The sequence below is a fragment of the Streptacidiphilus sp. PAMC 29251 genome, from assembly GCF_054208735.2.
Genome location: NZ_CM135725.2, coordinates 7305313 through 7330333 on the forward strand (window position 1 = coordinate 7305313; position 25021 = coordinate 7330333).

Consider the following 25021-nt stretch of genomic DNA (forward strand, 5'->3'; position numbering starts at 1 on the left):
GAGGCCGCCGTCCCCGACGGGGCGGCGGCCTCCGGCACGAACCTTCCTTTGCCGGAATGGCCGTCCGCCGTTGCGCGTTGGGGATTGTGACCTGCACCACGAAAGGAAGGCGTAACACTTCTCCGTCGGCAGCGATGTCTACGGGGGTGGCCGCACTTTCGGTTGCCCGTCATCACGTCCCGCAGTTTCCAGAGACCGCCCCGCTGAACGGGTCGGTTTCTGTTCACTCACATCCGAGAGGTTGTTCGTGTCGGCCAGCACATCCCGTTCGCTCCCCCCCGAAATCGCCGAGTCCACCGCGCTGATGGCACTCATCGAGCGGGGTAAGGCACAGGGGCAGATCGCCGGCGATGACGTGCGCCACGCCTTCGAGGTGGACCAGATCCCGGTCACCAAGTGGAAGAACGTCATGCGCAGCCTCAACCAGGTCCTCGACGAGGAGGGTGTGACGCTGATGGTGAGCGCCGCGGCGGATTCCTCCGCCTCCAAGCGCACCCGGAAGAGCGTCGCCGCGAAGAGCACCGCGACCAAGGCGACCGCGACCAAGGCTGTGTCCTCGCGCAGCTCTGCTCCGAACACCACGACCACCACCACCACGACCCGGCCCGCCGCTCCCCGTGCCGCCGCGGTGACGACCACGAGCGCGGCGGCCCAGGCCGACGCGGGCTCGTCCCAGGCCCAGGCGCAGGACTTCGACGGATCCGCGTCGATCGTCGACGGGCTGGCTGCCCCGGCGAAGAAGGCGGCTGTGAAGAAGGCCGTCGCCAAGAAGGCGGCCCCGGCCAAGAAGACCGCGGCGAAGAAGACCGCCGCCGGCAAGGCCAAGACCGACGAGGATCCCGGCACCGAGGACGAGGCGCTCGAGGACGACCGGCCCGCCAAGGCCGAGGGCGAGGTCGCCGAGGGCGAGGAGGAGACCAAGGGCTTCACCCTCTCCGACGACGACGAGGACGACGCCCCGGCCCAGCAGGTCGCCGTGGCCGGCGCCACTGCCGACCCGGTCAAGGACTACCTCAAGCAGATCGGCAAGGTCCCGCTGCTCAACGCCGAGCAGGAGGTCGAGCTCGCCAAGCGGATCGAGGCCGGCCTCTTCGGAGAGGACAAGCTCGCCGCCGCCGACAAGCTGGCCCCCAAGCTCAAGCGCGAGCTGGAGATCATCGCCGAGGACGGCCGCCGCGCCAAGAACCACCTGCTGGAGGCCAACCTCCGGCTGGTGGTCTCGCTGGCCAAGCGCTACACCGGACGCGGCATGCTCTTCCTGGACCTGATCCAGGAGGGCAACCTCGGCCTGATCCGCGCGGTCGAGAAGTTCGACTACACCAAGGGCTACAAGTTCTCCACCTACGCGACCTGGTGGATCCGGCAGGCGATCACCCGCGCCATGGCCGACCAGGCCCGCACCATCCGCATCCCGGTGCACATGGTCGAGGTCATCAACAAGCTGGCTCGGGTGCAGCGCCAGATGCTCCAGGACCTGGGCCGCGAGCCCACGCCGGAGGAGCTGGCCAAGGAACTCGACATGACCCCGGAGAAGGTGGTCGAGGTCCAGAAGTACGGCCGCGAGCCCATCTCCCTGCACACCCCCCTCGGCGAGGACGGCGACAGCGAGTTCGGCGACCTGATCGAGGACTCCGAGGCCGTGGTCCCCGCCGACGCGGTCAGCTTCACCCTGCTCCAGGAGCAGCTGCACTCGGTGCTGGACACACTGAGCGAGCGCGAGGCCGGCGTGGTCTCGATGCGCTTCGGCCTGACCGACGGCCAGCCCAAGACCCTGGACGAGATCGGCAAGGTCTACGGCGTGACCCGCGAGCGGATCCGCCAGATCGAGTCCAAGACCATGTCCAAGCTGCGCCACCCGTCCCGCTCGCAGGTCCTGCGCGACTACCTCGACTAGTCGACAGCCGGCACGACACCAGGCCGGGGGCCGGAGCGTACGCGCTCCGGCCCCCGGCCCTTTCGCGCCCGCCTTCACTCCTCGAAGGGATGTGCCGGGCCGGTTGCGGGCGCGCCGATCGGGCACCTGAGGTGATCGCCCGCCTACGCTGAGTGGCATTCATGTGCGGCTGTTGAGCAGCGGCAGCAGCAGCGGCGGAAGGCGACGGGTGGCGGTCAACAGGCGTGCGGCGGAGGGTGCCGGTTCGGCGGCGGGGGCGCGGAGGGGCGGGCGCAGGGCGGTGCTGGTGCTGCTCGCCGCGCTGCCCGCGGCGGTGGTGCTGCAGGCGCCGTCCCCGGCCTCCGGGCAGGAGCTGCGCATCATCGGCGGCAGCCCCACCGACACCGGGCGGCAGCCCTGGATGGTCGCCCTGGCCAGCCGCTCCGTCTACGGGGACTCCCGCTCGGGGCAGTTCTGCGGCGGGACGCTGGTCTCCCCGACCAAGGTGGTCACCGCGGCGCACTGCCTCTACGACGAGTCGACCATGCGTCCGGCGAACCGCCCGGACCTCAAGGTGGTCGTCGGGCGGACCGACCTGTCGGGCTCGGACGGGACCGAGGTCCCGGTGTCCGGGGTGTGGGTGGACCCGGACTACTCGATGAGCAGCAACACCTGGGACGTGGCGGTGCTCACCCTGGCCGTGCCGCAGACCGGACGGGCGGTGCTCCCGCTGGTGGCCCAGGGCGCGACGGCCCCGTACCTGGCCGGGACCACGGCGACGGTCTACGGCTGGGGCGACACCTCGGGCAGCGGGCAGTACCCGTTCGACCTGCACGCGGTGCAGCTGCCGATGATCAGCAACAGCGTGTGCGCGCGGGACTACCCCGGCGGCCCGGACGGCACGTTCCAGGCGCGGACCATGGTCTGCGCGGGCGAGCAGCGCACCGGCGGCAAGGACGCCTGCCAGGGCGACAGCGGTGGACCGCTGGTGGTCGACGGCAGGCTGGTGGGCCTGGTCTCCTGGGGCACGGGCTGCGCCGAGGCAGGGCATCCCGGCGTCTACACCCGGCTCGCCGCGATGGCGGACACGGTGCGGCAGCAGCTCTGAGGCGGCTCTGTGGCGGCACTCAGGCAGCTCTGACCCGGCTCTGTGGCGGCTCTGAGGCCCGGAGGGCCGGGGGCCGTCAGCTGACAGGGCGTGAGCTGACGGTGAGTGAGCTGGAGTTGTGTGAGATACGACACAGGCCGGGCGGCAACCTCTCGGTCACCGCCCGGCCTGCTGGCGTTGTTCAGCTCGTCGTCGGGGCTGCCTCTAGCGCAGCCCGGTGGAGCGCCTCAGTGATCCTCTTCGCCCGTAGAGGCGGGGGCGGCCGTCAGCCGGCCGGTCTCGTCCTGTATCTCAGCTGCGATCTTCTTCAACTCCGGCTCGAACTTGCGGCCGTGGTGAGCGCAGAAGAGCAGCTCGCCGCCGGATGCCAGCACAACGCGCAGGTAGGCCTGGGCGCCGCACCGGTCGCAGCGGTCAGCTGCGGTCAGCGGGCTCGCGGGGGTCAGAACTGTAGTCACGTCGCCTCTTCTCTAGCTCGACGAGCTGTCGTACCAGGGTCAACATCCAACCAGGCCGAAAACGTTCCCGCTCGCGGCTTTTCTTTTGTGTCGCTGGGTGCGGGTCGGCCCGGCCGTTGAGCCGGGAAGGGGGTCCCTTGCCGGGAGGCGAAGGGGAGTCTCGGGTGCATCCTCTGCACGTGGAGTTTTTCTCTTGTTGGAGAGGACGTGCCCCGAGCTTCAATGGTTCATGCCTGCTGCCGACTATGGCATGTGCGTCACTCGTTCGTGGTTTCGAACACCCGTACGAGTTACGCGTACCATAAGCGGCGATCAGGTCGGAGCAGAAGCCCTGCCCCGAGCACCGGTAACCTGCATCCCGGCACCATTGACGCCATGGTGCACTGGCACCCGCACCAGGAGCCAGGGAATTGACCCGTGTTCGCCCTCCGCGTAGCGGCGAAACGATGATCGACCACCATCCGAGACGAACCCGAAGCAGCGCCCAGCAGGACCCGAGCAGGACCCGACTACGAGGAGTAGTACGCGCGTGACCGCCGAAACGACCGTGCCGACCGCCGCCCTCCGGGGCGGCGTGAGTTCCACCAGCGACGGTTCCAACTACACCGCGCGGCACCTCCTCGTCCTGGAAGGGCTCGAGGCCGTCCGTAAACGGCCTGGCATGTACATCGGCTCCACCGACAGCCGCGGGCTGATGCACTGCCTCTGGGAGATCATCGACAACTCCGTCGACGAGGCCCTGGGCGGCCACTGCGACCGGATCGAGGTCATGCTGCACGCCGACAACTCGGTCGAGGTGCGGGACAACGGCCGCGGCATCCCGGTGGACGTCGAGCCCAAGACCGGTCTTTCCGGCGTCGAGGTCGTGATGACCAAGCTGCACGCCGGCGGAAAGTTCGGCGGCGGCTCCTACGCGGCCTCCGGCGGCCTGCACGGCGTCGGCGCCTCGGTGGTCAACGCCCTGTCGGCCCGGCTGGACGTCGAGGTCGACCGCACCGGCCACACCCACGCCATCAGCTTCCGCCGCGGCACCCCCGGCGGCTTCGCCGGCGAGGGCCCGGACACCCCCTTCACCGCTGCCAACGGCCTCACCAGGACCAAGAAGGCCCCGCGCGGCCGCACCGGGACCAGGATCCGCTACTGGGCCGACCGGCAGATCTTCCTCAAGGACGCCGCCCTCTCCCTGGAGGGCCTGCACGCCCGGGCCCGGCAGACCGCCTTCCTGGTCCCCGGGCTGACCATCGTGGTCCGTGACGACCGCGCCCTGAACGGGGCGCCCAGCGACGAGCAGACCTTCCGCTTCGACGGCGGCGTCGCCGAGTACTGCGACTTCCTGGCCCCCGACAAGGCCGTCTGCGACACCCTGCGGCTGCAGGGCACCGGCAGCTTCAAGGAGACCGTCCCGGTCCTCGACGAGGTCGGCCACATGACCGCCACCGAGGTCACCCGCGAGCTGGGCGTCGACATCGCGCTGCGCTGGGGCACCGGCTACGACACCACCCTGCGCTCCTTCGTCAACATCATCGCCACCCCCAAGGGCGGCACCCATGTGGCCGGATTCGAACGTTCGCTCACCAAGACCCTCGGCGAGGCGCTGCGCTCCGCCAAGCTGCTGCGGGTGGCCGAGGACGACATCACCAAGGACGACGCCACCGAGGGCCTCACCGCCGTGGTCACGGTCCGGCTGGCCGAGCCGCAGTTCGAGGGCCAGACCAAGGAGATCCTGGGCACCTCGGCCGCGACCAGGATCGTCGCCGCCGTGGTCGCCAAGGAGCTCAAGGCCTATCTGACCTCCACCAAGCGGGACGACAAGGCGCAGGCCCGCGCGGTGATGGAGAAGGTGGTCGCGGCCGCCAGGACCCGGGTCGCCGCCCGGCAGCACAAGGAGGCCCAGCGCCGGAAGACCGCGCTGGAGACCAGCTCGCTCCCGGCCAAGCTGGCCGACTGCCGCAGCGACGACGTGGACCGCAGCGAGCTGTTCATCGTCGAGGGAGACTCCGCGCTGGGCACCGCCAAGGTGGCCCGCAACTCCGAGTTCCAGGCGCTGCTTCCGATCCGGGGCAAGATCCTCAACGTCCAGAAGGCCTCGGTCTCGGACATGCTCAAGAACGCCGAGTGCGCCGCGATCATCCAGGTGATAGGAGCGGGGTCGGGCCGGACCTTCGACATCGACCAGGCCCGCTACGGCAAGATCGTGCTGCTGGCCGACGCCGATGTCGACGGCGCGCACATCCGGACCCTGCTGCTGACGCTGTTCCAGCGCTACATGCGCCCGATGATCGAGGCCGGGCGGGTGTTCTCGGCGGTGCCGCCGCTGCACCGGATCGAGCTGACCAACCCGCGCAAGGGCCAGGACAAGTACGTCTACACCTACTCCGACAGCGAGCTGCGGAACGCCATGCTGGAGCTGCAGCGCAAGGGACAGCGCTGGAAGGAGCCGGTGCAGCGCTACAAGGGCCTCGGCGAGATGGACGCGGACCAGCTGGCGGAGACCACGCTGGACCCCCGGCACCGCACCCTGCGCCGGATCAACGTCGGCGACCTGGAGGCCTCCGAGCGGGTGTTCGACCTGCTGATGGGCAATGACGTCGCGCCCCGCAAGGAGTTCATCGTGGACTCGGCGGCGCTGATGGACCGCTCCCGCATCGACGCCTGAGCAGCGCCCTCCCGCAGCGCTCCGAGAAGGCGCTCCGAGAAGGCGCTCGGAGAAGGCCCTCCACCCCCGGGTGGAGGGCCTTCTCCATCTGCGCTTCCACCCCTGCTCCGAGGCTGTGAACTGCATGGATCCGTAGATTCTGAGGCGTAGGAAGCGGACATCCAGCGGGGAGCAGGTCATGAACAGCACAGCGAACGTCGCACTGGTCGTGGTGGTGGTCGTCTATGTCGTCGCCCGTCAGTTCAAGGCGCGGCGGGTGAGCGAGGACGGCCGCAAGATGCTGATCGTCCCCGCCCTCCTCGCGGTGCTGGCCTTCAAGAACGGCAACCTGGTGGACCCGGCCCACAAGGACGCCGCTGCCGCGCTGCTGGTGGTCAGCATCGTGCTGGAGGTGGGGATGGGCTTCGCCTGGGGCTTCACCACCCGGATCTGGCGCGATGCCTCCGGTGCCGTCTGGTACAAGGGAACCAAGGCAACGGGCTTCGCCTGGACCGGCATGATCCTGGTCCGGGTCCTGCTCTATGTCGTGGCCGGCGGGCTGGGGATCGCGACCGGGCAGGGTGCGCTGCTGCTGTCGCTGGCCGCGGTGCTGCTGGTGCGCAAGGCGGTGGTGACCTGGCGGGCCCGCGAGGTCGGCCCGTCGTACGGTGTTGCCGCGAGCTGAGTTGCCGCAGGCTGAGTGGCGGGCGGACGGACGAACAGGAACGCAGTGGACAACTGGACCGACTGGCCCTCGGCCGAGGCGCTGAAGCGGGACGGCGTGGCCGCCCCCCGGCGCTTTGTCGGCATCGGGGCCCGCTACCTCGGTCTGGGCGCCGCGCTGTGGACCACCTATGTGCAGAGCGATCTCACCGGCGCCCAGAAGTGGCTGGTGGCCCTGATCGCCGTGATCGGGATGGTCGGGTTCTGGGCGTTTCTGCACACAGTGCCGCAGCGGCGGATCGAACGCTCGCTCGGCTTGCTGACGCTGGTGCTGGTGGAAGCACTGTTCGCAACGGTGAACGGTGCTCCGCTGATTGGGATCATCCTGATCTGCTGCATCGCCATGGGCAGCACCCAGCGGCTGCCGCTGGTGGTCGCGGTGCCGACCACCGCCCTGTCCACGCTGCTGTTCCTGCTGGTGGTGCCGCATCCCGGCTCCTGGGTGGGGAACGCGGCGGTGATCTTCGGCCTCGGAGTGCTCGGTTATGTCGGCCGGCTGGACTGGGAGGCCCGGGGCGCCACCCAGCGGCTGCTGCAGCAGGAGCGGGCGGCCAGGACCGCCGAGGCGGAGTCGGCGGCGCTGGCCGAGCGGGCCAGGATCGCCCGGGAGATCCACGACGTGCTGGCGCACAGCCTCTCCGCGCAGCTGGTCCACCTGGAGGCCGCGCGAGTGATGCTGGACGCCGGGGCCGACCGGGAGCAGCTGCGCGAACGCATCGTCGCCGCCCGGCGGATGGCCCAGGACGGCCTGGCCGAGACCCGGCAGGCCCTGTCCGCGCTGCGCGGGGACTTCGCCCCGGTCGGCGACTACCTCAAGGAACTGGTCGAGCAACTGCCGAACGCCACGCTGGCGGTGGAGGGGCTGCCCCGTCCGCTGGACGCCGAGGCGGGGGTCGCGGTGCGGCGCACGGCGCAGGAGGCGCTGACCAATGTGCGCAAGCACGCCCCCGGCGCGGCCTGCGCGCTCCGGCTGGCGTACCTCGACGCCGCGGTCGAGCTGGAGATCGTGAACAGCGCGTCGGAGGACGCCCCGGGCTCGGACCTGGCGACGGCCGGCAGCGGCCTCGGGCTGCTCGGGATGCGCGAACGTGCCGAGCTGCTCGGCGGCTCCCTGGTCGCCGGGCCCGAGCCGGAGGGCTTCCGGGTGCTGCTGACCGTCCCCGCGCCCTGCATACCCGCTCCCTGAGCGCCGGCGCCGGCCCTAGGGTGGCCGTATGAGCGAGAAGGCGGTAACGGTCCTGGTCGCGGACGACCAGAAGGTGGTGCGTGAGGGCATTGTGATGCTGCTCGGGCTGCTGCCGGGGATCGAGGTGGTCGGGGCGGCGGCGGACGGCGAGGAGGCGGTGGCGCTCGCCGCCGAACGGCGGCCCGACGTGGTGCTGATGGACCTGCGGATGCCGCGCTGCGACGGGGTGGAGGCGACCCGGCGGATCCGCGCCGCCCAGCCGGGCACCGAGGTGGTGGTGCTGACCACCTACGCCGACGACGACTCGCTGTTCCCGGCGCTGGAGGCGGGCGCGCGGGGGTATCTGACCAAGGACGCCGGGGCGGAGGAGATCGCCCGGGCCATCACCGACGTCCGGTCCGGCGCGGCCGGGCTGTCACCGCGGATCCAGGCCCGGCTGCTGGAACGGCTGGCCGCCCCCTCGTCGACACCGGCACCCGCTCCGGCACCGGCACCGGCGTCCGTTCCTGCCGTGGCACCGGCACCGGCACCGGCACTGGCCCCGGCAGCGGCTCTGCCGGACGGTCTGACGGTGCGTGAGGCGGAGGTGCTCGGGCTGATCGCGGAGGGCCTCTCCAACGCGGAGATCGCCGCCAGGCTGTTCGTCAGCATGGCCACGGTCAAGACCCACATCAACAACCTCTTCGCCAAGACCGGAGTCAGGGACCGGGCCCAGGCGGTCGGTTACGCGTACCGGCACGGGCTCTCCCGACACGGGTGAACCGGCGACATCACCTGATGGAGTGAACGTCCGCACACCGGACCCCAGGAGCGCGGTCCGCTGACCATCCTGGAGGCGGCGGGTCAGTCGAGACACTCTCAGGCACGACAGGGGGCTCCCGTCACTCCATCGACGCGGGAGCACAGTTGTTGAGACATCGGGAACCCACATCGACGTCCACGGAGCAGGAACCGTCGGCGCCGCACGAAGGGATGCCCGCAGGGGGTGGGCCGGGGGAGGACCAGGGCGGGGCATTCGACTGGTGGGCGGCGCCGGAACAGCGGGTCGCCCGCGCGGCGGAGCCGGCCGAGGCCGTGACCGTCGTCGCGGAGCTGGTCGAAGCGGAGACGGAGACCGGGGCGGAGGCCGGGGCCGGGGTTGAAGCGGAGGTCGAGGCCGAGGCCGAGGTCGAGGCCGAAGCGGTCGGGGCCGTCGAACCCGAGGCCGCGGCCCCGGACCCCGGCCCCGAGCCGCCCCCGGCGGAGTCCGCCGCCGCGGTGTACCGCAACGTCCAGGCGGGGGAGGAGTTCCAGGAGATCCGCCGTGAGTACCGCAGCTTCGTCTTCCCGGCCTGTGCTGCCTTCCTGGTCTGGTACCTGCTCTACATCGTCGCCGCGGTCACCCTGCCCAAGCTGATGGACCAGCAGGTCGCCGGCCCCTTCAACATCGCCTGGGTGCTGGGCCTGCTGCAGTTCGCCAGCACCTTCCTGATCACCTGGCTCTACGCCCGGCACGCCCGCGACCGAAGGGACCGCATGGCGCTCGGCCTGCGCTGGGAGACCCAGGACCGGCTCCGGTGAGCGGGGGTCCGCACAACCTCGCCACCGTGCTGTTCGTGGTGGTGGTCGTGGTCACCCTGGGCATCACCGCCTGGGCCGGGCGCCGCAACCGCGCGGCGAGGACTTCTACGCGGGGGGCCGCGACTTCAGTCCTCTGCAGAACGGTTTCGCCATCTCCGGCGACTACATGTCGGCGGCCTCGTTCCTCGGCGTCACCGGTCTGATCGCGCTCTACGGCTACGACGGCCTGCTCTACACCATCGGCTTCCTGGTGGCCTGGCTGGTGGTGCTGATGCTGGTCGCCGAGCTGGTCCGCAACTGCGGCCGCTACACCATGGGCGATGTGCTGGCGATGCGGATGCGGCAGCGCCCGGTGCGGGCGGCGGCCGGGATCTCCTCGATCGTGGTGTCGCTGTTCTACCTGCTGGCGCAGATGGTGGGCGCGGGCAGTCTGGTGTCGCTGCTGCTCGGGCTGCACTCGAGCCAGGCCAGGGCCTGGGCGATCATCGGGGTGGGCGCGCTGATGGTGGTCTATGTGACCGTCGGCGGGATGAAGGCGACCACCTGGATCCAGATCGTCAAATGCGTGCTGCTGATGACCGGCACGCTCGGGCTGTGCGTGCTGGTGCTGATCCGGTTCCACGGCGATCTGGGGACGCTCGCCCGCTCCGCCGCCACCGGCAGCGGCTACGGCCACAGTTACCTGGAGCCCGGGCGCAAGTACGGCGGCAGCGCGACCGACCGGCTGGACTTCGTCAGCCTGGGCATCGCGCTGGTGCTGGGCACCGGCGGTCTGCCGCACATCCTGGCCCGCTTCTACACCGTGCCCACGGCGCGGGCGGCCCGGCGTTCGGCGATGTGGGCGATCGGGCTGGTCGGCTCGTTCTACCTGATGACCATCATCCTCGGTCTCGGCGCCGCGGCGCTGGTGGGCGCGACGGCGGTGAAGGCCTCCAACGAGGCGGGCAACACCGCCGTGCCGCTGCTGTCGGAGATCCTCGGCGGCGGGGCCGGCAGCAATGGCGGGGCGATCCTGTTCGCGCTGACCTCGGCGGTGGCCTTCGCCACCATCCTGGCCGTGGTGGCCGGCCTCACCCTGGCCTCCTCGGCCTCCTTCGCCCACGACCTGTGGGCCAGGGCGTTCCGCCACCCGGACGAGGAGCCGCCCACCGAGCACCAGGAGGTGGTGGTGGCCAGGATCGCCGCGGTGGTGATCGGCGCGCTGGCGATCGTGCTCAGCCTCTACGCGCAGAAGCTCAATGTGGCCTTCCTGGTGGGGATCTCCTTCGCGGTGGCGGCCTCGGCCAACCTCCCGGCGCTGCTGTTCAACCTCTTCTGGCGGCGCTTCACCACCCGTGGCGCGACCTGGGCCATCTACGGCGGCCTGGTTCCGGCGCTGGTGCTGGTGGTCTTCTCGCCGATCGTCTCGGGCAGCCCGTCCGCGATCTTCCCCGGGGTGGACTTCCACTGGTTCCCGCTGCAGAACCCGGGGATCGTCTCGATCCCCTGCGGCTTCCTCTTCGGCTGGCTGGGCACGGTCAGCTCACGCGAGCGGGCCGATCCGGACGCCTACGCGGAGCTGGAGGTGCGCTCGCTCACCGGGGCCGGCGCGGTGTGAGCCGGCGGGCGGCCTCGCAGCCGGCGAGGCCCCGGAGCCGGTGAGGCCCGCAGTCGGTGAGGCCAGGACACAGCAGGCCGGAGACGACGAGGCCTCCGGGCGCGACGGGGGAGGCGCGCCCGGAGGCGGTTTCAGGATAACGCCGGTACCGGTCCGGCGTGGGCACTTCGGCCCTCTCCCGGTCGGCTGCTTTCGTCCGCTATGTCGAGGTCACGTCGTAGCGGTCCGGGTTGGTGGGGAGCTTCAGGCAGCTCTCCGAGCGGGCCGGTTCGGCGGCGCTGCGGTGCACCTGCACGGTCCAGCTGCGGCCGTCGGTGTGGGTGACCGTGACCGACCAGGCGTCCTCCCCGGACGGGAGCTGGCTGACCGTCAGCGCCTCGGCCAGGTCCTCGCCGATCTGCTCGCGCACGGCGAGTTCGGCGGCCTGTCCCGGGCGGTCCCAGTAGGAGCGGCCCCGGCACCACTCGGGGACCATCCGCCCCTCCCTGGTGGCCTCCAGGATCTCCTTGGCGGTGTGCGCGGACATCCGCCCGTACGCGAAGCCGTACGGCAGCACCAGCATGGTGGGGGAGAAGCGGTGGCCGCCCAGGTGGGTGACCTCCCAGACCTGGGTGTGGCCGCTGGCGGCCAGTTCGGCGGCCAGCGGGCGTCCGAGCAGCGCGCAGCAGCGGTCCCGGCGGCCGTTGGTGCACACCAGCGCCAGCGGCTCGCCCTGGTACTCCCGGCCGAAGCCGCCGTGGTCGCCCGCGGCCAGCGCGGCGAAGTCGCACGTCAGCAGCTCCGCCGGGTCGTCCAGGACCAGTTCGCGGACCCAGGAGCGGCCGGGCCCGGTGTGCGCGAGGTAGACCTGGCGGCTCGGCGCGGGCGGGGCGTCGGCATGGCGTCCGGGACGGCGGATCAGCGCGATCCGGAGGTCGGTGCCCTTGGCCCGGGCCTCCAGGGCCCGGCCGGTCGCCGGGTCCAGGTGGCTCTGGGTGAGGGCCTTGGCACCCCAGGGGCCCGGCTGCTCCAGCAGCAGCCAGGTGGCGCCGGTGGCGGCTGTGCCGCTCATTGGCTCAATCAGTTCCCTTGACAGGGTGGTGCAGGTGCTCACTCGAGCAAGGTTAGCCTTACCGGCCTCAATTTCCGCCTCAGATTGCTGCAAGGGGGTTGGGCAGCAGGGTCCACTGGTCGCCGGAGGGCTGCCCGGCCAGCCGCATCAGGCTCAGCGCTTTGACCGGAAGCGGCTGCTCCAGCAGCGCCCGCCGGTCCTCCGGGAGCAGCACGTCGGCCGCCTCCCGGGCGGCCGCGGCCACCGCCGCCCACAGTGCGTCCTCCACCGGGCGGACGCCGCCGCCCAGTTGGGCGACCAGGCTGCTGAGGCCGCCGCCCAGCAGCGAACCGAACAGCTTTCGGCGCAGCGCCACCGGGTCGTCGTCCAGGACGTGTCCGCCGAGGCCGACCGGGCGCAGCCCGATCGCGGCCAGCCGGACCGGGCTCACCCTGACGTCGGCGAGATCCCGGTAGACCAGCCGCTGCGGCCGGCCCCGCGGGTCCAGCACCACCAGCAGATTCTGGCCGTGCGCCTCCAGGGCCACCCCCCAGGACAGCAGTCGCAGCAGCGGCGGCCAGAGCAGCCGGGCCAGGTCGGCGGTCCAGCGCACCGGGTCGCCGGGCACGGTGCTGAGCGCCGCCAGCGGCACCACCCGCTCGCCCGGTCCGGCGTGGACCTCGGGGGACTCGCGCAGCAGCACCGCGAGATCCGGGCTGAGCGCGGGGCCCGAGCCGGCCGCGACCGCGAGGTGACCGGCGGCTGCGGCCAGGTTGCGGGTGATCAGCAGAGCGCCGCCGAGCCGGTCGGTCACGGCGGCCAGCAGCGCCGACAGGGCGGCACTGTTCAGTACCGAGCTGCCGGAGATGTCCCGCACCGAGGAGGTCATCCGCAGCGACAGCGAGGTCTTGATGTGCGGACCGCCGCCGATCGGTGCCAGCGTCCGCACCGCCATCAGCGGATCCGCGGCCAGGGTGCCCGTGGCGGCCGGGAAACCGAGCCCCGGCAGCACCTCCCTGAGCTGCCAGGGATGGGCCGGCAGCAGCAGCCGGCCCCGGTCGTCCCGGAGCGACTCCGGCCAGTCGCCGACGACCGTGCAGGCCGACGGGGCGAGCGGCACCAGGCCGAGATCCACCACCGGCCGGTGCTCCGGCGCATAGGCCAGCTGGTCGGCCACGGTGAAGCCGGGACGGCTGCGGCAGCAGGGGTGGTACGGGTGGCCATCTACCACGCTCTGCTCGTAGCCGACCAGGCTTTCATCCGTTCGGGGGAGCGCCCCGGCGCGGGAGAGCGCCAGCGAGACCGCACTGTGCTCCAGCTCGGCGGCGAAGCCCTCGCCGCCGGTCAGTCCCAGCGCGGTGACCAGCCGGTCGGGACGGGTGAAGCGGCGGCCGTCCGCCCACACCGCGAACTCGTCCTTGGGCGCGCCCACGTCGTAGCCGCGCACCTCGGGGCCGCGCAGCCGGTACTGGTCGGCGCCGGGCAGCCGCTCGAACCGCAGCGAGCGCCACAGCCTGGCCAGCACGGCGGCCCGGGCCCCCGGCAGGGCCTGCCGGAAGCCGGGGACGAGGTCGGGGCGGACCGCGCCCAGCTCGTCGGCGAAGGCGGTTTCCCTGGAGGATTCCACGGGGGTCTCCGGTTCCACGGGGCGCTCCGGTTCCATGGGGCTCTCCGGCGAATCCGGATCGGCAGGCATGAGTCAGGTCATACCCAGGGTTTGCGGTGGATCACCGCAGGAGACTGGTCCAAGGGCCGGAACATCGCAGCTGGGGAGAGGTCGGCGGGATGAGCGGGAACAGCGGGCGGGCGGACGCCCTGGCGATGACGGCGCTGCTCAACTGCGTGGTCCGGGAGCTGGCCGTGGCCGAGGGCGGGGGCCTGCTGCTGCCCGCCACCGGGCAGCGGCTGACGGTCGGCCCCGGGCGCTGGCCCAGCCGTCCGGCGCTGGTCTCCGGTTCCGGCGCCTCCCGGCCGCTCTCGCTGGACGGGCTGTTCGCCGTCGCCGCGTGGGAGCTGCGGGCCCGTACCGGGACGGACAACAGCACCCTGGCGGGGGAGATCGCCGACAGCCGGGACGTGATCGCCGAGCTGCTGGCCGCCCGCGAACGGCGGGCACCGCCCGCGGACCTGTTCCTGCGCTCCGAGCAGGCCCTGGTCGCCGGCCACCGGCAGCACCCCGCCGCCAAGACCCGGGGCGGCGGCCCGCCGGAAGCGTGGCTGCCGTACGCGCCGGAGGCGTACGCGGCCTTTCCGCTGACACTGCTGGCCGTGCGCGAGGACCTGCTCACCGGGGAGGGCGACAGCACCGTCCTGGACGAGCTGTGGGGCGGGCAGGCGCCGGAGGGCTTCCGGATCCTGCCCGCACACCCCTGGCAGCTCCGGCTGCTGGACCGCCACCCCGCCCTGGGGCCCGCCCTGGGCGACGGACGGCTGCGGGTCCTCGGCCCGACCCGGGAGCGCGCCTGGGCCACCTCCTCGGTCCGCACGGTGTACCTGCCGGACGCCGACCTCTTTCTGAAGTTCAGCCTGGATGTCCGGATCACCAATGACATCCGGCGGCTGTGGCGGCGCGACCTGCGCTGGCTGCTGTCCGTCGACGAGGTGCTGGCGAAGACCTTCGGGGACGCCCCGGCCGGCGCCTCGATGCTCTCCGACCACGGCTACCGCACGGCGGCGATCGGCGGCGAGGACGGCTACGAGGCGTTCGCTGTGCTGGTCAGGGGCGGGGTTCGGCGGCCCCGGCGACCGTCCGCTGCTCGCCGCCGGGCTCAGCGAGGGCTTCCCCGGCAGCCCGCTGGACCGGCTGGCGGACGACGCGGCGGCGCTCCGCTGGTGGCGCCGCTACGTCGAGCAGGTGGTGCCGCCGGTGCTGCACGCCTATCTGCGGCACGGCGTGGTGCTGGAGAGCCATCTGCAGAACGTGCTGGTGGGGATGGACCGGGACGGATTCCCCGACCGCGCGGTGTTCCGCGACCACGAGGGCGTCAAGCTCCTGCAGGAGCAGCACGGCGAGCTGCTGGCAGCCTTCGGCCCGGACCTGCCGACCCCCGGGCTCTCCGCCGCCGACGGCTGGAAACGGCTGGTGTACTGCCTGGTGACGAACCATCTGCTGGAGATCGCCGGCGCGGTCGCGGAACACCGCCCCGGCGTCGCCCCCGCGCTGTGGCCGCTGGCCCGCCCGGTCTTCGCCGGCTACGCCGACCACCGGGAGGTCGCCGACCTGCTGGCGGCGGCGACCGTCCCGGCCAAGACCAACCTGCTGCTCCGCTGGACCGCCGCGGACGGCGGCGACTCGGCGTACGTACCGCTGGCCAACCCGCTGGCCTGCTGACGCGGTGTCGAGCCTCAGACGTCGGGGATGTCGGCCTTGGCGCGGATCAGGGTGTCGCGGGTGATCACCACGATGCGCTCATAGTCGGCCCGACTGGCGTCCGCGGGGAGCAGACCGTCAAGACTGTCCGTCATTTCCGTGCCGATCACGGCGAAACGGCCGTCGGACAGTTCGAAGATGTCCGGGCAGCTTGATCCGGACAGGCTCCCGCGCTGGCGGGGCGACGCGCCGATTCGGCGTGTAATGAACAACGGTGTTCCCTCGTACGTGACCGACAACCTCGCTGGTCATTTCAGCAGCTGAGGTTCCGAATCTGAGTGACCGTAACACTCGTGAGTGAAAGGTGTGCCGGAATGGCTCAATCTCCCAGCGGCGCATTGACGCCCTTCAGGCGACATGCAGGTCAGGGGGATCGCCGCTGGATTCCATGACCTCGTCGACGAGCCGCCCGAAACGGCGCTCGTCCGAGTCCTGGGCGAGCACGGCCCGGCTCTCGGCCGAGATGTGCCAGTACTCGCGGAAGGCCGGGCTCCGGGCCAGGATTCGGAGGTGCCCGCGGACCTCGTCGTCGTCGACGATGCCGAGCCGGTGGTTCAGGAAGTAGTGCGAGAAGATCAGGTTCGCGTAGATGGTCTGTCGCCGGCGTTCCGGCGGTCCGACGGCGAAGTCGCCCCACACCTCTGCCAGTTCGGGGTCGTCGATGCTCATCCGGAGCAGTTGCATGTGCAGGGCGCGCAGATCCGCTTCGGCGCTGCGGCGCAGCTGGGTGCCGGAATCCTGCATCACTGCCCGTTGTAGCGCCAACTCCTGCCGCTGGGAATGGAGTTCACGCCTCTGCAGGATGGTGTTCCCGATCACCAGAAGCAGGGCGAGTCCGGAGAAGACCGCACTCACGGCCTCGAAGTACTGTCCGATTTCACCGAGTTGCACCGCTCTGGGAGTGCCGCCCCAGGACAGCTCGACCATCCGGTCCATCCAGCCGCTGAGCGCCACGCAGGCCAGGATGACCACTGTGAGGATGGCCAGCGCGGCCACGGCCCTTCCGAAGCTCCGCCACAGCGCTTTTCCGCTGCGCTCGCCGTTGTCCATGGGCGACCCCGATCCCTGCGCCTGGGTGGATGTGCTGCGCATGGCTGCCGGACAACGCTGGCCGACCCGCCAAGGGCACCAGGGGTGAGACGGTTCGCCCCGACGCCTCCCCCCTGTGATGCCCGGCGGGGCGCGTCGGAAACGACGGCGACGTGCTGGTTCATGGTCGGTGGTCTGGACAGGTGACGCCAGATGATGATGCGTCAGTTGGGGGTGGCCGGAGCCCGGCCACCCCCAGCTGACGCCACGTCAAGCGGCTAGGCCGGCCCGGCGACCGCGGCGATCTCCTTGGCCAGGGGGACGCCGGAGCCGTCGCGGCGGGGGTCGCGGCCGGGGAGTTCGGCGGGGGAGCCGTTGGCGGTGGCGGCGCGGGCCGGGGCGGCCCCGGCCCAGGCCAGCACCAGCTTGTCCTCGCCGCGCAGGAAGCGCTGGCAGCGCACCCCGCCGGTGGCCCGCCCCTTGCGCGGGTACTGGTCGAACGGGGTGGCCTTGGCCGTGCCCAGGCCGCCGAGGCCGTCCAGCGCGTCGGTGGAGCCGGCCACGGTCACCACCACCGCGTCCACGGCGGCGTCCACGGCCGTGAAGGAGAGCACCCGGGCGCCGTCCGTCAGCTTGATCCCGGCCATGCCCCCGGCCGGGCGCCCCTGCGGGCGGACCTGGGTCGCCTGGAAGCGCAGCAGCTGGGCGTCGGAGCTGATGAAGACCAGCTCCTCCTCCCCGGTGCGCAGCTCGATCGCGCCGACCACCCGGTCGCCGTCGCGCAGGCCGATCACCTCGAACTCGTCCTTGTTCTCCGGCCAGTCCGGCACCACCCGCTTGACCACGCCCTGCTCGGTGCCCAGCGCCAGGCCGGCCGAGGCCTCGTCCAGGGTGGTCAGCGCGAGCACCTTCTCGCCCGCGTCCAGCTTCAGGAACTCGGAGACCGGCGCCCCGCCGGAGAGCACCGGAGCGCTGGAGCTCGGCGGCAGCGACGGCAGGTCGATCACCGGCAGCCGCAGCACCCGTCCGGCCGAGGTCACCGCGCCGATGTCGGCGCGGGCCGTCGCCAGCACCGCGGACACCACCACGTCGTGCCTGGCCCGGCCGCTGTCGCCGTCCGTCGGCTGGACCTCGTCGGAGGTCCTGGCCAGCAGCCCGGTCGAGGACAGCAGCACCCGGCAGGGGTCGTCCGCGACCTCCAGCGGCACCGCCGCGGCGGCCACCGCGCCGGCCTCCAGCAGCACCGTGCGCCGCTCGGTGCCGAACTTCTTCGCGACCGCGCCCAGCTCGTCGGAGACGACCTTGCGCAGCAGGGTGTCCGACTCCAGGATCTCGGTCAGCGCCTGGATCTCGGTCTGCAGCTTGTCCTGCTCGGCCTCCAGCTCGACCTGGTCGAAGCGGGTGAGCCGGCGGAGCGGGGTCTCCAGGATGTAGAGGGTCTGCGTCTCGGACAGCCCGAAGTGCTCCATCAGGCGTTCCTTGGCCATCGCGGTGTTGTCGCTGCCGCGGATGATCCGGATGACCTCGTCGATGTCGATCAGGGCCACCAGCAGGCCCTCGACCAGGTGCAGCCGCTCCTGGCGCTTGCGGCGGCGGAAGTCGGAGCGCCGCCTGACCACCTCGAAGCGGTGGTCGACGTAGACCTCCAGCAGCTCCTTCAGGCCCAGCGTCAGCGGCTGGCCGTCGACCAGGGCGACGTTGTTGATGCCGAAGGACTCCTCCAGCGGGGTCAGCTTGTAGAGCTGCTCCAGCAGGGCCTCCGGCACGAAGCCGTTCTTCACCTCGATGACCAGGCGCAGCCCGTGCGAGCGGTCGGTCAGGTCCTTGACGTCCGAGATGCCCTGCAGCTTCTTGGCGTTGACCAGGTCCTTGATCTTGGCGATGACCTTCTCCGGGCCCACCGTGTAGGGGAGCTCGGTCACCACCAGGCCCTTGCGGCGCGGGGTGACGTCCTCCACCGTCACCTTGGCGCGGATCTTGAAGGTGCCGCGGCCGCTCTCGTAGGCGTCCCTGATCCCGCTGAGCCCGACGATCCGGCCGCCGGTCGGCAGGTCGGGCCCGGGGACGAAGCGCATCAGGGTGTCCAGGTCGGTGCCCGGGTGCTTGATCAGATGCCGGGCGGCCGCCACCACCTCGACCAGGTTGTGCGGCGGCATATTGGTGGCCATGCCGACGGCGATCCCTGACGACCCGTTGACCAGCAGGTTCGGGAAGGCGGCCGGCAGGACGCTGGGCTCCTGCTCGCTGCCGTCGTAGTTGGGGGCGAAGTCGACGGTGTCCTCGTCGATCGACTCCACCATCGCCATCGACGCGGCGGCGAGCTTGGCCTCGGTGTAGCGCATCGCGGCCGGCGGGTCGTCGTTGCCCAGCGAGCCGAAGTTGCCGTGGCCGTCGATCAGCGGCAGCCGCATCGAGAACGGCTGCGCCATCCGGACCAGGGTGTCGTAGATCGAGGCGTCGCCGTGCGGGTGCAGCCGGCCCATCACCTCGCCCACCACGCGGGCGCTCTTCACATGCGACCGCTCGGGGCGCAGGCCCATCTCATTGGCCTGGTAGAGCACCCGGCGGTGGACCGGCTTGAGGCCGTCCCGGGCGTCGGGGAGCGCCCGGGAGTAGATCACCGAGTAGGCGTACTCCAGGAAGGAGCCCTGCATCTCGTCCACGACGTCGATGTCGAGGATCCGCTCCTCGAAATCCTCGGGCGGCGGGGTCTGCGAACTGCGGCGGGCCATCGCGGCGGGGCTCCCTTGCACTCACGGAACTATTTGCGGGTGTGACTTCTGCGGACTGCTGCGGACTGCTGCGGACTTCTGCGGGACGTAACCACGTGGGGCGGTGAAGGCTACGGGCCCCCATTGTGGCCCCTCCCACCGACAGTCCCGCGACAGGGCGGCCGTACGGACCTGGGAAGAACGCTTGCAGCGAACATCAGCACAGTCAGGGACGGTCTTTCGTTGGACTTGTGTTGGACCACAATGAGGCACGCAGCAGCTCACGTGGCAGCAATCGAGCGGAAGGACGACGAGCGGATGGCCCACCCGGCCCACAGCACCACCGATGCATCCACGCCCATCGACGGACCCGGCATCATCGAGCACACCCTGGCCAACGGCCTGCGGGTGGTGCTCTCCGAGGACCACCTCACGCCGGTCGCGGCGGTGTGCCTCTGGTACGACGTCGGCTCGCGGCACGAGGTCAAGGGCCTGACCGGCCTGGCCCACCTCTTCGAGCACCTGATGTTCCAGGGCTCCGCGTCCGTCCCCGGCAACGGGCACTTCGAGCTGGTGCAGGGCGCGGGCGGCTCGCTCAACGGCACCACCAGCTTCGAGCGCACCAACTACTTCGAGACCATGCCGACCCACCAGGTCGAGCTGGCGCTGTGGCTGGAGGCGGACCGGATGGGCTCGCTGCTGTCCGCGCTCGACCTCACCGGCCTGGACAACCAGCGCGCGGTGGTGAAGAACGAGCGCCGCCAGCGCTACGACAACGTCCCCTACGGGACCGCGTTCGAGCGCCTGGTCGCGATGGCCTTCCCGGACGGCCACCCCTACCACCACACCCCGATCGGCTCGATGGCGGATCTGGACGCGGCCACCCTCGGCGACGCCCAGGACTTCTTCCGCACCTACTACGCGCCCAACAACGCGGTGCTCTCGGTGGTCGGCGACATCGACCCTGAGCAGACGCTGCGGTGGATCGAGAAGTACTTCGGCAGCATCCCCTCCCACGACGGCAAGCGCCCGCCCCGCGACGGCAGCACGGTCGTCCGCGACGGGGTGGCGCCGCTGCGCCAGCACCTGGTGGAGGAGGTCCCCTCGCAGGCCCTGATGGCCACCTACCTGCTGCCGCTGGACGGCACCCGCGAGGCCGACGCCGCCGACCTGGCGCTCACCATCCTGGGCTCGGGCGAGTCCAGCCGCCTCTACAACCGGCTGGTCCGCCGCGACCGCACCGCCGTCACCGCCGGCTTCGGGCTGCTGCGGCTGGCCGGGGCGCCCTCGCTGGGCTGGCTGGACGCCAAGACCTCCGGCGAGGCCGAGATCGCGACGGTCGAGGCCGCCGTGGACGAGGAGCTGGCCCGCTTCGCCGCCGAGGGCCCCACCCCGGAGGAACTGGAGCGCGCGCAGGCGCAGATCGAGCGGGAGTGGCTGGACCGGCTCGACACCGTGAACGGGCGCGCCGACGAACTGTGCCGCTACGCGGTGCTGTTCGGCGACCCCAAGCTGGTCGACGGCGCGCTGGCGAAGGTGCTGGACGTGACCGCGGCGGAGGTCCAGGCGGTGGCCGCGCGCTACCTCACCCCGGACAACCGCGCCGTGCTGACCTACGAGCCCGCGCCGCCCGCAGACGCAGACGCCGCTGCCGACTCCGACGAGACGGACGCCGACGCCGCCGCCGACTCCGCTGCTGAGGACGTGAACCGATGACCATTGCCTCCACGATGACCTTCCACCCCCGCCCCGAGCCGGGCGAGGCCACCCCCTGGGCGTTCCCCGCGCCCACCCGCAGCGTCCTGCCCAACGGCCTCACCGTGCTGCGCTGCGACCGCCCCGGACAGAAGCTGGTGGCCGTCGAGCTGCTCCTGGACGCCCCGCTCTCGGCCGAGCCGGCCGGCCAGGACGGTGTCGCCACCATCCTCGCCCGCGCCTTCTCCGAGGGGACGCAGGACCTCAGCGCCGAGGAGTTCGCCGCCGAGCTGGAGCGGGCCGGGGCCAACCTGGACGCCCACGCCGACCACACCGCGCTGCGGCTCTCGCTGGAGGTCCCGGCCTCGCGGCTGGAGCGCGGCCTCACCCTGTTCGCCGACGCGGTACGCGCCCCGGCACTGGCCGAGGCCGAGATCGAGCGGGTGGTCGCCAACCGCCTGGACGAGATCGTGCACGAGCTGGCCAACCCCGGCCGCCGCGCCGCCTTCGCGCTCTACGGCGAGCTCTTCGACGCCGCCGACCGGATCTCCCGCCCCCGCTCGGGCACCGCCGACACGGTCAAGGGCATCGACCGCGCGGCCGTGGCCGCCTTCTACGCGGCGCACGTCCGCCCGGCCACGGCGACCGCCGTGATCGTCGGCGACTTCTCCACCGTCGACTTCGACGCGGTGCTCGCGGCCACCCTCGGCGACTGGACCGGGACCCCGGCCGCCGCCTCGGTCCCGGAGCCGGTCACCGCCGACGACGCGGGCCGCGTGATCATCGTCGACCGACCAGGCTCGGTGCAGACCCAGGTGCTGATCGGCCGGATCGGCCCGGACCGCCACGACCCGTCCTGGGCCGCGCAGATCCTCGGCACCTACTGCCTCGGCGGCACCCTGACCTCGCGTCTGGACAAGGTCCTGCGCGAGGAGAAGGGCTACACCTACGGGGTCCGCGCCTTCGCCCAGCCGCTGCGCTCGGCGGCGGACGGCAGCGGCCGGGCGATGCTGGCGATCTCGGGATCGGTGGACACCGAGTCCACCGTCCCGGCGCTGGCCGACACCCTGGTCATCCTGCGCGACCTGGCCGCCGAGGGCCTCACCGACGAGGAGCGCGACATCGCCGTGCAGAACCTCGTCGGCGTGGCGCCGCTGCGCTACGAGACCGCGTCGGCGGTCTGCTCCACCCTGGCCGACCAGGTGGAGCAGGGCCTTCCCGACGACTACCAGGCCCAGGTCTACCGCCGGCTGGCGGAGACCACCACCGCGGAGGCCACGGCCGCCGTGGTCGCCGCCTTCCCGCCGGACCGGCTGGTCACCGTCCTGGTCGGTGACGCGGCGTCATTTGCCGCCCCGCTCAAGGACCTCGGCCTCGGCGAGGTCACCGTGGTGCACGCCTGACGCACCGTCGTCGGCGGCAGCGCCGCGGGCCGACCGCGGGCCCGGTGGCGGCGTGCGGAGGGTTCGCCCTCCGCACGCCACCACCGCGGCCAGTGCCGCCAGCCCGGCCACCGCGGCGGCCGCGGTGAGCCCCGCTCCGGTGCCGGAGCGGTCGAGCAGGGCCCCGGCCAGAGCCGAGCCCAGGGCCACCCCGAGGTTGTAGCCGGTGTTGACCCAGGCGCCCGCCTCCACCCGCGAGCCCTCCGGGACCAGGGCGTCCACCTGCAGATAGGCCGTGATCAGCAGCATGTCCCCGCTGACCCCGATGCCCAGGAGGGCGACCGCGGCGACCGGGACCGCGGGCAGCAGGGCCGGCAGGGCGTAGCAGAACGCGCCGGCCGCGCCGAGCAGCGCCAGCCGTCGTCCGGGCGAGGACCGCCAGGACCGCCTGCCGTAGACCAGCCCGCCGACCACTCCGCCCACCGAGCAGAGCGCCAGCAGGCCGCCGGTGGTACCGGCGCCCCAACGGGCGGCGGAGGTGATCTCCGCCACCGCCAGGGCGCAGCCGGAACCGAGGACCACCAGCAGCATGCCGGCGAACCCGGGCCCGCGCAGCAGGCTGCGGCTCCGGCGCGGATCCGCTGCGGCGGGGGCCGGGCGCAGCCGTCCCGGGGCGCGGCGCAGCGCTGCGGCGAGCGCCGAGAAGCCGACCAGCACCAGGGCCGCGCAGGCGGTCAGCGCCAGCGGCGCCGAGCCGACGGTGATCAGCGTCCCGCCGAGGGCGGGGCCCACCGCGAAGACGGCCGACTCGGAGACGGTGTCCAGGCTGAGGGCGCGCTGCCGCTGTCCCGGATCGGCGGCGAGCAGGCCCCACAGGGCCCGCATCAGCGGCCCGACCGGGGGCGGGAACAGGCCGGTGACACCGGCCAGGGTGATCGCGAGCCAGGGCGCGACGCCGGTCCAGCCCGCTGCGGCGATCACCGCGAGCAGCCCGGCGTAGCCGCAGGCGAACAGCATCAGAGTGCGCGGGCGGCGTTCGACCAGCCGCGCCCGCATCGGTCCTAGCAGCGCGCTGAACAGCCCGAAGAGACCGGCGGCGGTCCCGGCGACGGCGTAGGAGCCGGACCCCTGGCGCAGGGTGAGCAGCAGTGGCAGGCCCAGCAGCCCGTACGAGAGCCGGGCGAGCATGGCGGCGGCGAACAGGCCGCGGGCATGGGGAAGAGCGAGGACAGCGCGATAGGAGGCGCTGCCCCTGACGGGGCGTGACATGGGAATCTCCGGAACCTGGACTCGGACACGACGAAGCGTCGCCGCCACCTGCCGTCTCCGGCGGGGCGGTGCTACGAGTCCGTCTAGTGCGGTCCGGAGAGATTCATGGAACGGACTTTATCGGACGTCACTCACGGTCGGCCAGCGCTTTCCAGCCGAGCAGCGCGGCGAGCAGCATGGCCGCTCCGGAGCAGGCGAAACCCGACCGCGCGCCCAGGGTCTCGATCACCGAGGAGACCACGAAGCCGGTCAGCGGGACGGTGCCGGGCAGGGCCATGCTCCACAGGCCCATCACCCGCCCGCGCATCTCCGGCGCCGACCGCAGCTGGACCAGGGTGTTCGCGGTGGCGATGAACCAGATCGAGGTGAAGCCGGCCAGCGCCATCGCCGCGAACGCCAGGACCAGGTACGGGGAGAAGGCGACCAGCAGCACCGAGCCGCCGGTGGCCACCGCCAGCGCCCGCACCCGCGGCCCGGTGGGGGTACGGGTGGCCGCGGCGAGCAGCGCGCCGGGGAGCGCCCCCAGGCCGAAGGCGGACAGCAGCGCGCCGTACCCGCCGCCGCCCAGGTGGAAGGTGCGGGTGGCCAGCACCGGCAGGGCGATGCCCATGGTGAACAGCATCCCGCCGGCCGCCGCCATCGGCAGGCAGGCCCGCACGGTCGGCGTGCGCCAGGCGTAGCGCAGCCCGGAGCGGATCGCCCCGGGCTCCTTGTGCGGACGGGTGCGCTCCGCGTCGGCCGCCGGGATCAGCCGCCACAGCACGTACAGCGGGAGCAGGAAGGAGAGGCCGTTGACCAGGAAGCAGGCGCCGGGGCCGACCGTGGCCAGCAGCGCGCCGCCGATGGCCGGGCCGAGCACCCGGGAGGAGTTGACCACCACCTCCCAGAGGCCGACCGCGCCGGCCAGGCCGTCCTTGCCGACCAGGTCGACGATGAAGACCTGGCGGGCCGGGGAGTCCAGCGAGGAGACCGCCCCGGTGAACAGGGCGATGCCGAGGATGGCCCCCAGCGAGAGCGCGCCGAGGCCGGTCAGCAGGCTCAGCAGCAGACCGGCCGCCATCAGCAGGAACTGGGTGAGCAGCAGGATCAGCCGGCGGTCGTGGCGGTCGACCCGGGAGCCGGCCCAGGGGCTGAGCAGCAGCATCGGGCCCCAGCTGCAGACCATCAGCACGCTGAGCCAGAACGCGTTCCCCGTGGTCTGCAGGACCACCCAGGACATCGCCACCACCTGGGTGGCGTTGCCCGAGGCGGACGCGATCTGGCTGCCGAACCACCAGCGGAAGTCGCGGCGCTGCAGGGTTCCGCCGATGCGTGAGAGTGCGCCCCTGACGCCGTCCGACCTGTCCGACGTACTGTTCTGTGCGGCCGTTTCTGCCGTCATGGTCTAGACCTCCC

At 72.1% G+C, this 25021-nt stretch carries 18 protein-coding genes and 2 pseudogenes; 12 read left to right on the plus strand and 8 right to left on the minus strand.

The window, feature by feature from the left end; all coding sequences use genetic code 11:
* The first annotated feature begins 247 nt into the window (after window positions 1-247).
* Both ACXKR8_RS34680 and ACXKR8_RS34685 read left to right on the plus strand, forming a co-directional pair.
* Window positions 248-1894: an RNA polymerase sigma factor gene (locus tag ACXKR8_RS34680; RefSeq protein WP_458268510.1), complete on the plus strand. Its 1647-nt coding sequence runs from the start codon at window positions 248-250 to the stop codon at window positions 1892-1894.
* Window positions 1895-2177: 283 nt separating this feature from the next.
* A complete protein-coding gene (locus ACXKR8_RS34685; RefSeq protein WP_458275164.1) occupies window positions 2178-2981 on the plus strand; it encodes a S1 family peptidase in 804 nt (267 codons plus the stop codon).
* A 227-nt stretch (window positions 2982-3208) separates the two neighbouring features.
* On the opposite strand, the gene ACXKR8_RS34690 is transcribed toward ACXKR8_RS34685, so the two are convergent.
* A complete protein-coding gene (locus tag ACXKR8_RS34690; RefSeq protein WP_123500679.1) occupies window positions 3209-3439 on the minus strand; it encodes a DUF7455 domain-containing protein in 231 nt (76 codons plus the stop codon).
* Window positions 3440-3968: 529 nt separating this feature from the next.
* On the opposite strand from ACXKR8_RS34690, the gene ACXKR8_RS34695 reads away from it, so the two are divergent.
* From ACXKR8_RS34695 to ACXKR8_RS34720, 6 genes and pseudogenes are all read left to right on the plus strand, one after another.
* Window positions 3969-6095, plus strand: coding sequence for a DNA gyrase/topoisomerase IV subunit B (locus ACXKR8_RS34695; RefSeq protein ID WP_458268511.1), 2127 nt, complete (start codon window positions 3969-3971; stop codon window positions 6093-6095).
* A gap of 178 nt (window positions 6096-6273) precedes the next feature.
* Entirely contained in the window at window positions 6274-6759 is a 486-nt protein-coding gene (locus tag ACXKR8_RS34700) for a DUF1453 domain-containing protein (protein WP_458268512.1), read from the plus strand.
* Between the two features lie 45 nt (window positions 6760-6804).
* Complete coding sequence (locus ACXKR8_RS34705; protein ID WP_458268513.1) at window positions 6805-7983, plus strand: sensor histidine kinase; 1179 nt, start codon at window positions 6805-6807, stop codon at window positions 7981-7983.
* A 28-nt stretch (window positions 7984-8011) separates the two neighbouring features.
* The gene (locus tag ACXKR8_RS34710) at window positions 8012-8743 is read left to right on the plus strand and encodes a response regulator (protein ID WP_458268514.1); all 732 of its coding nucleotides are present in this window, start codon (window positions 8012-8014) and stop codon (window positions 8741-8743) included.
* Window positions 8744-8955: 212 nt separating this feature from the next.
* The gene (locus ACXKR8_RS34715; protein ID WP_458268515.1) at window positions 8956-9543 is read left to right on the plus strand and encodes a DUF485 domain-containing protein; all 588 of its coding nucleotides are present in this window, start codon (window positions 8956-8958) and stop codon (window positions 9541-9543) included.
* Window positions 9540-11140: pseudogene (locus ACXKR8_RS34720) on the plus strand (solute symporter family protein). Before ACXKR8_RS34715 ends, ACXKR8_RS34720 begins: the two are co-directional and overlap by 4 nt.
* A 199-nt stretch (window positions 11141-11339) precedes the next feature.
* On the opposite strand, the gene ACXKR8_RS34725 reads toward ACXKR8_RS34720, so the two are convergent.
* Together ACXKR8_RS34725 and ACXKR8_RS34730 are read right to left on the minus strand one after the other, a co-directional pair.
* Entirely contained in the window at window positions 11340-12233 is an 894-nt protein-coding gene (locus ACXKR8_RS34725; RefSeq protein WP_458268517.1) for a sucrase ferredoxin, read from the minus strand.
* Window positions 12234-12270: 37 nt separating this feature from the next.
* A complete protein-coding gene (locus ACXKR8_RS34730; protein WP_458268518.1) occupies window positions 12271-13797 on the minus strand; it encodes an IucA/IucC family protein in 1527 nt (508 codons plus the stop codon).
* 194 nt (window positions 13798-13991) lie between these two features.
* Between ACXKR8_RS34730 and ACXKR8_RS34735 the strand changes: the two are divergent.
* Window positions 13992-14834: pseudogene (locus ACXKR8_RS34735) on the plus strand (IucA/IucC family protein); the annotation flags it as partial.
* Complete coding sequence (locus ACXKR8_RS34740; RefSeq protein WP_462099958.1) at window positions 14716-15501, plus strand: IucA/IucC family C-terminal-domain containing protein; 786 nt, start codon at window positions 14716-14718, stop codon at window positions 15499-15501. The pseudogene ACXKR8_RS34735 and the gene ACXKR8_RS34740, both read left to right, overlap by 119 nt.
* Window positions 15502-15515: 14 nt before the next feature.
* Here ACXKR8_RS34740 and ACXKR8_RS34745 read toward each other — a convergent pair whose 3' ends face one another.
* The 3 genes from ACXKR8_RS34745 to ACXKR8_RS34755 form a co-directional block, all read right to left on the minus strand.
* Window positions 15516-15752 (minus strand): hypothetical protein, encoded by a 237-nt coding sequence (locus ACXKR8_RS34745; protein WP_458268520.1) that lies wholly within the window; start codon window positions 15750-15752, stop codon window positions 15516-15518.
* Window positions 15753-15888: 136 nt separating this feature from the next.
* Entirely contained in the window at window positions 15889-16590 is a 702-nt protein-coding gene (locus tag ACXKR8_RS34750; RefSeq protein WP_458268521.1) for a DUF6082 family protein, read from the minus strand.
* Window positions 16591-16847: 257 nt separating this feature from the next.
* Window positions 16848-19301, minus strand: a complete 2454-nt coding sequence (locus ACXKR8_RS34755; protein WP_458275165.1) for a DNA gyrase/topoisomerase IV subunit A — start codon at window positions 19299-19301, stop codon at window positions 16848-16850.
* A gap of 297 nt (window positions 19302-19598) precedes the next feature.
* Between ACXKR8_RS34755 and ACXKR8_RS34760 the strand changes: the two genes are divergently transcribed.
* Both ACXKR8_RS34760 and ACXKR8_RS34765 read left to right on the plus strand, forming a co-directional pair.
* Complete coding sequence (locus ACXKR8_RS34760; protein ID WP_458275166.1) at window positions 19599-20996, plus strand: M16 family metallopeptidase; 1398 nt, start codon at window positions 19599-19601, stop codon at window positions 20994-20996.
* Window positions 20993-22378, plus strand: a complete 1386-nt coding sequence (locus ACXKR8_RS34765; RefSeq protein WP_458268522.1) for a M16 family metallopeptidase — start codon at window positions 20993-20995, stop codon at window positions 22376-22378. The genes ACXKR8_RS34760 and ACXKR8_RS34765 overlap by 4 nt, the downstream gene beginning before the upstream one ends.
* On the opposite strand, the gene ACXKR8_RS34770 is transcribed toward ACXKR8_RS34765, so the two are convergent.
* Window positions 22319-23626 (minus strand): MFS transporter, encoded by a 1308-nt coding sequence (locus ACXKR8_RS34770; RefSeq protein WP_458268523.1) that lies wholly within the window; start codon window positions 23624-23626, stop codon window positions 22319-22321. The two genes, ACXKR8_RS34765 and ACXKR8_RS34770, sit on opposite strands and share 60 nt — an antisense overlap.
* A gap of 127 nt (window positions 23627-23753) precedes the next feature.
* Window positions 23754-25007 carry an MFS transporter gene (locus tag ACXKR8_RS34775; RefSeq protein ID WP_458268524.1) on the minus strand — a complete coding sequence of 418 codons (1254 nt, stop codon included), beginning with the start codon at window positions 25005-25007 and terminating at the stop codon, window positions 23754-23756.
* Window positions 25008-25021 lie beyond the last annotated feature (14 nt).

What these genes read in the sequence shown, in the direction of transcription:
- ACXKR8_RS34700 (WP_458268512.1), top strand. Translation starts at nt 6,274, where the DNA reads ATGAACAGCACAGCGAACGTCGCACTGGTCGTGGTGGTGGTCGTCTAT.
- ACXKR8_RS34710 (WP_458268514.1), top strand. Translation starts at nt 8,012, where the DNA reads ATGAGCGAGAAGGCGGTAACGGTCCTGGTCGCGGACGACCAGAAGGTG.
- ACXKR8_RS34715 (WP_458268515.1), top strand. Translation starts at nt 8,956, where the DNA reads ATGCCCGCAGGGGGTGGGCCGGGGGAGGACCAGGGCGGGGCATTCGAC.
- ACXKR8_RS34740 (WP_462099958.1), top strand. Translation starts at nt 14,716, where the DNA reads ATGACATCCGGCGGCTGTGGCGGCGCGACCTGCGCTGGCTGCTGTCCG.
- ACXKR8_RS34750 (WP_458268521.1), bottom strand. Translation starts at nt 16,590, where the DNA reads ATGGACAACGGCGAGCGCAGCGGAAAAGCGCTGTGGCGGAGCTTCGGA.
- ACXKR8_RS34755 (WP_458275165.1), bottom strand. Translation starts at nt 19,301, where the DNA reads ATGGCCCGCCGCAGTTCGCAGACCCCGCCGCCCGAGGATTTCGAGGAG.
- ACXKR8_RS34760 (WP_458275166.1), top strand. Translation starts at nt 19,599, where the DNA reads ATGGCCCACCCGGCCCACAGCACCACCGATGCATCCACGCCCATCGAC.
- ACXKR8_RS34765 (WP_458268522.1), top strand. Translation starts at nt 20,993, where the DNA reads ATGACCATTGCCTCCACGATGACCTTCCACCCCCGCCCCGAGCCGGGC.
- ACXKR8_RS34770 (WP_458268523.1), bottom strand. Translation starts at nt 23,626, where the DNA reads ATGTCACGCCCCGTCAGGGGCAGCGCCTCCTATCGCGCTGTCCTCGCT.
- ACXKR8_RS34775 (WP_458268524.1), bottom strand. Translation starts at nt 25,007, where the DNA reads ATGACGGCAGAAACGGCCGCACAGAACAGTACGTCGGACAGGTCGGAC.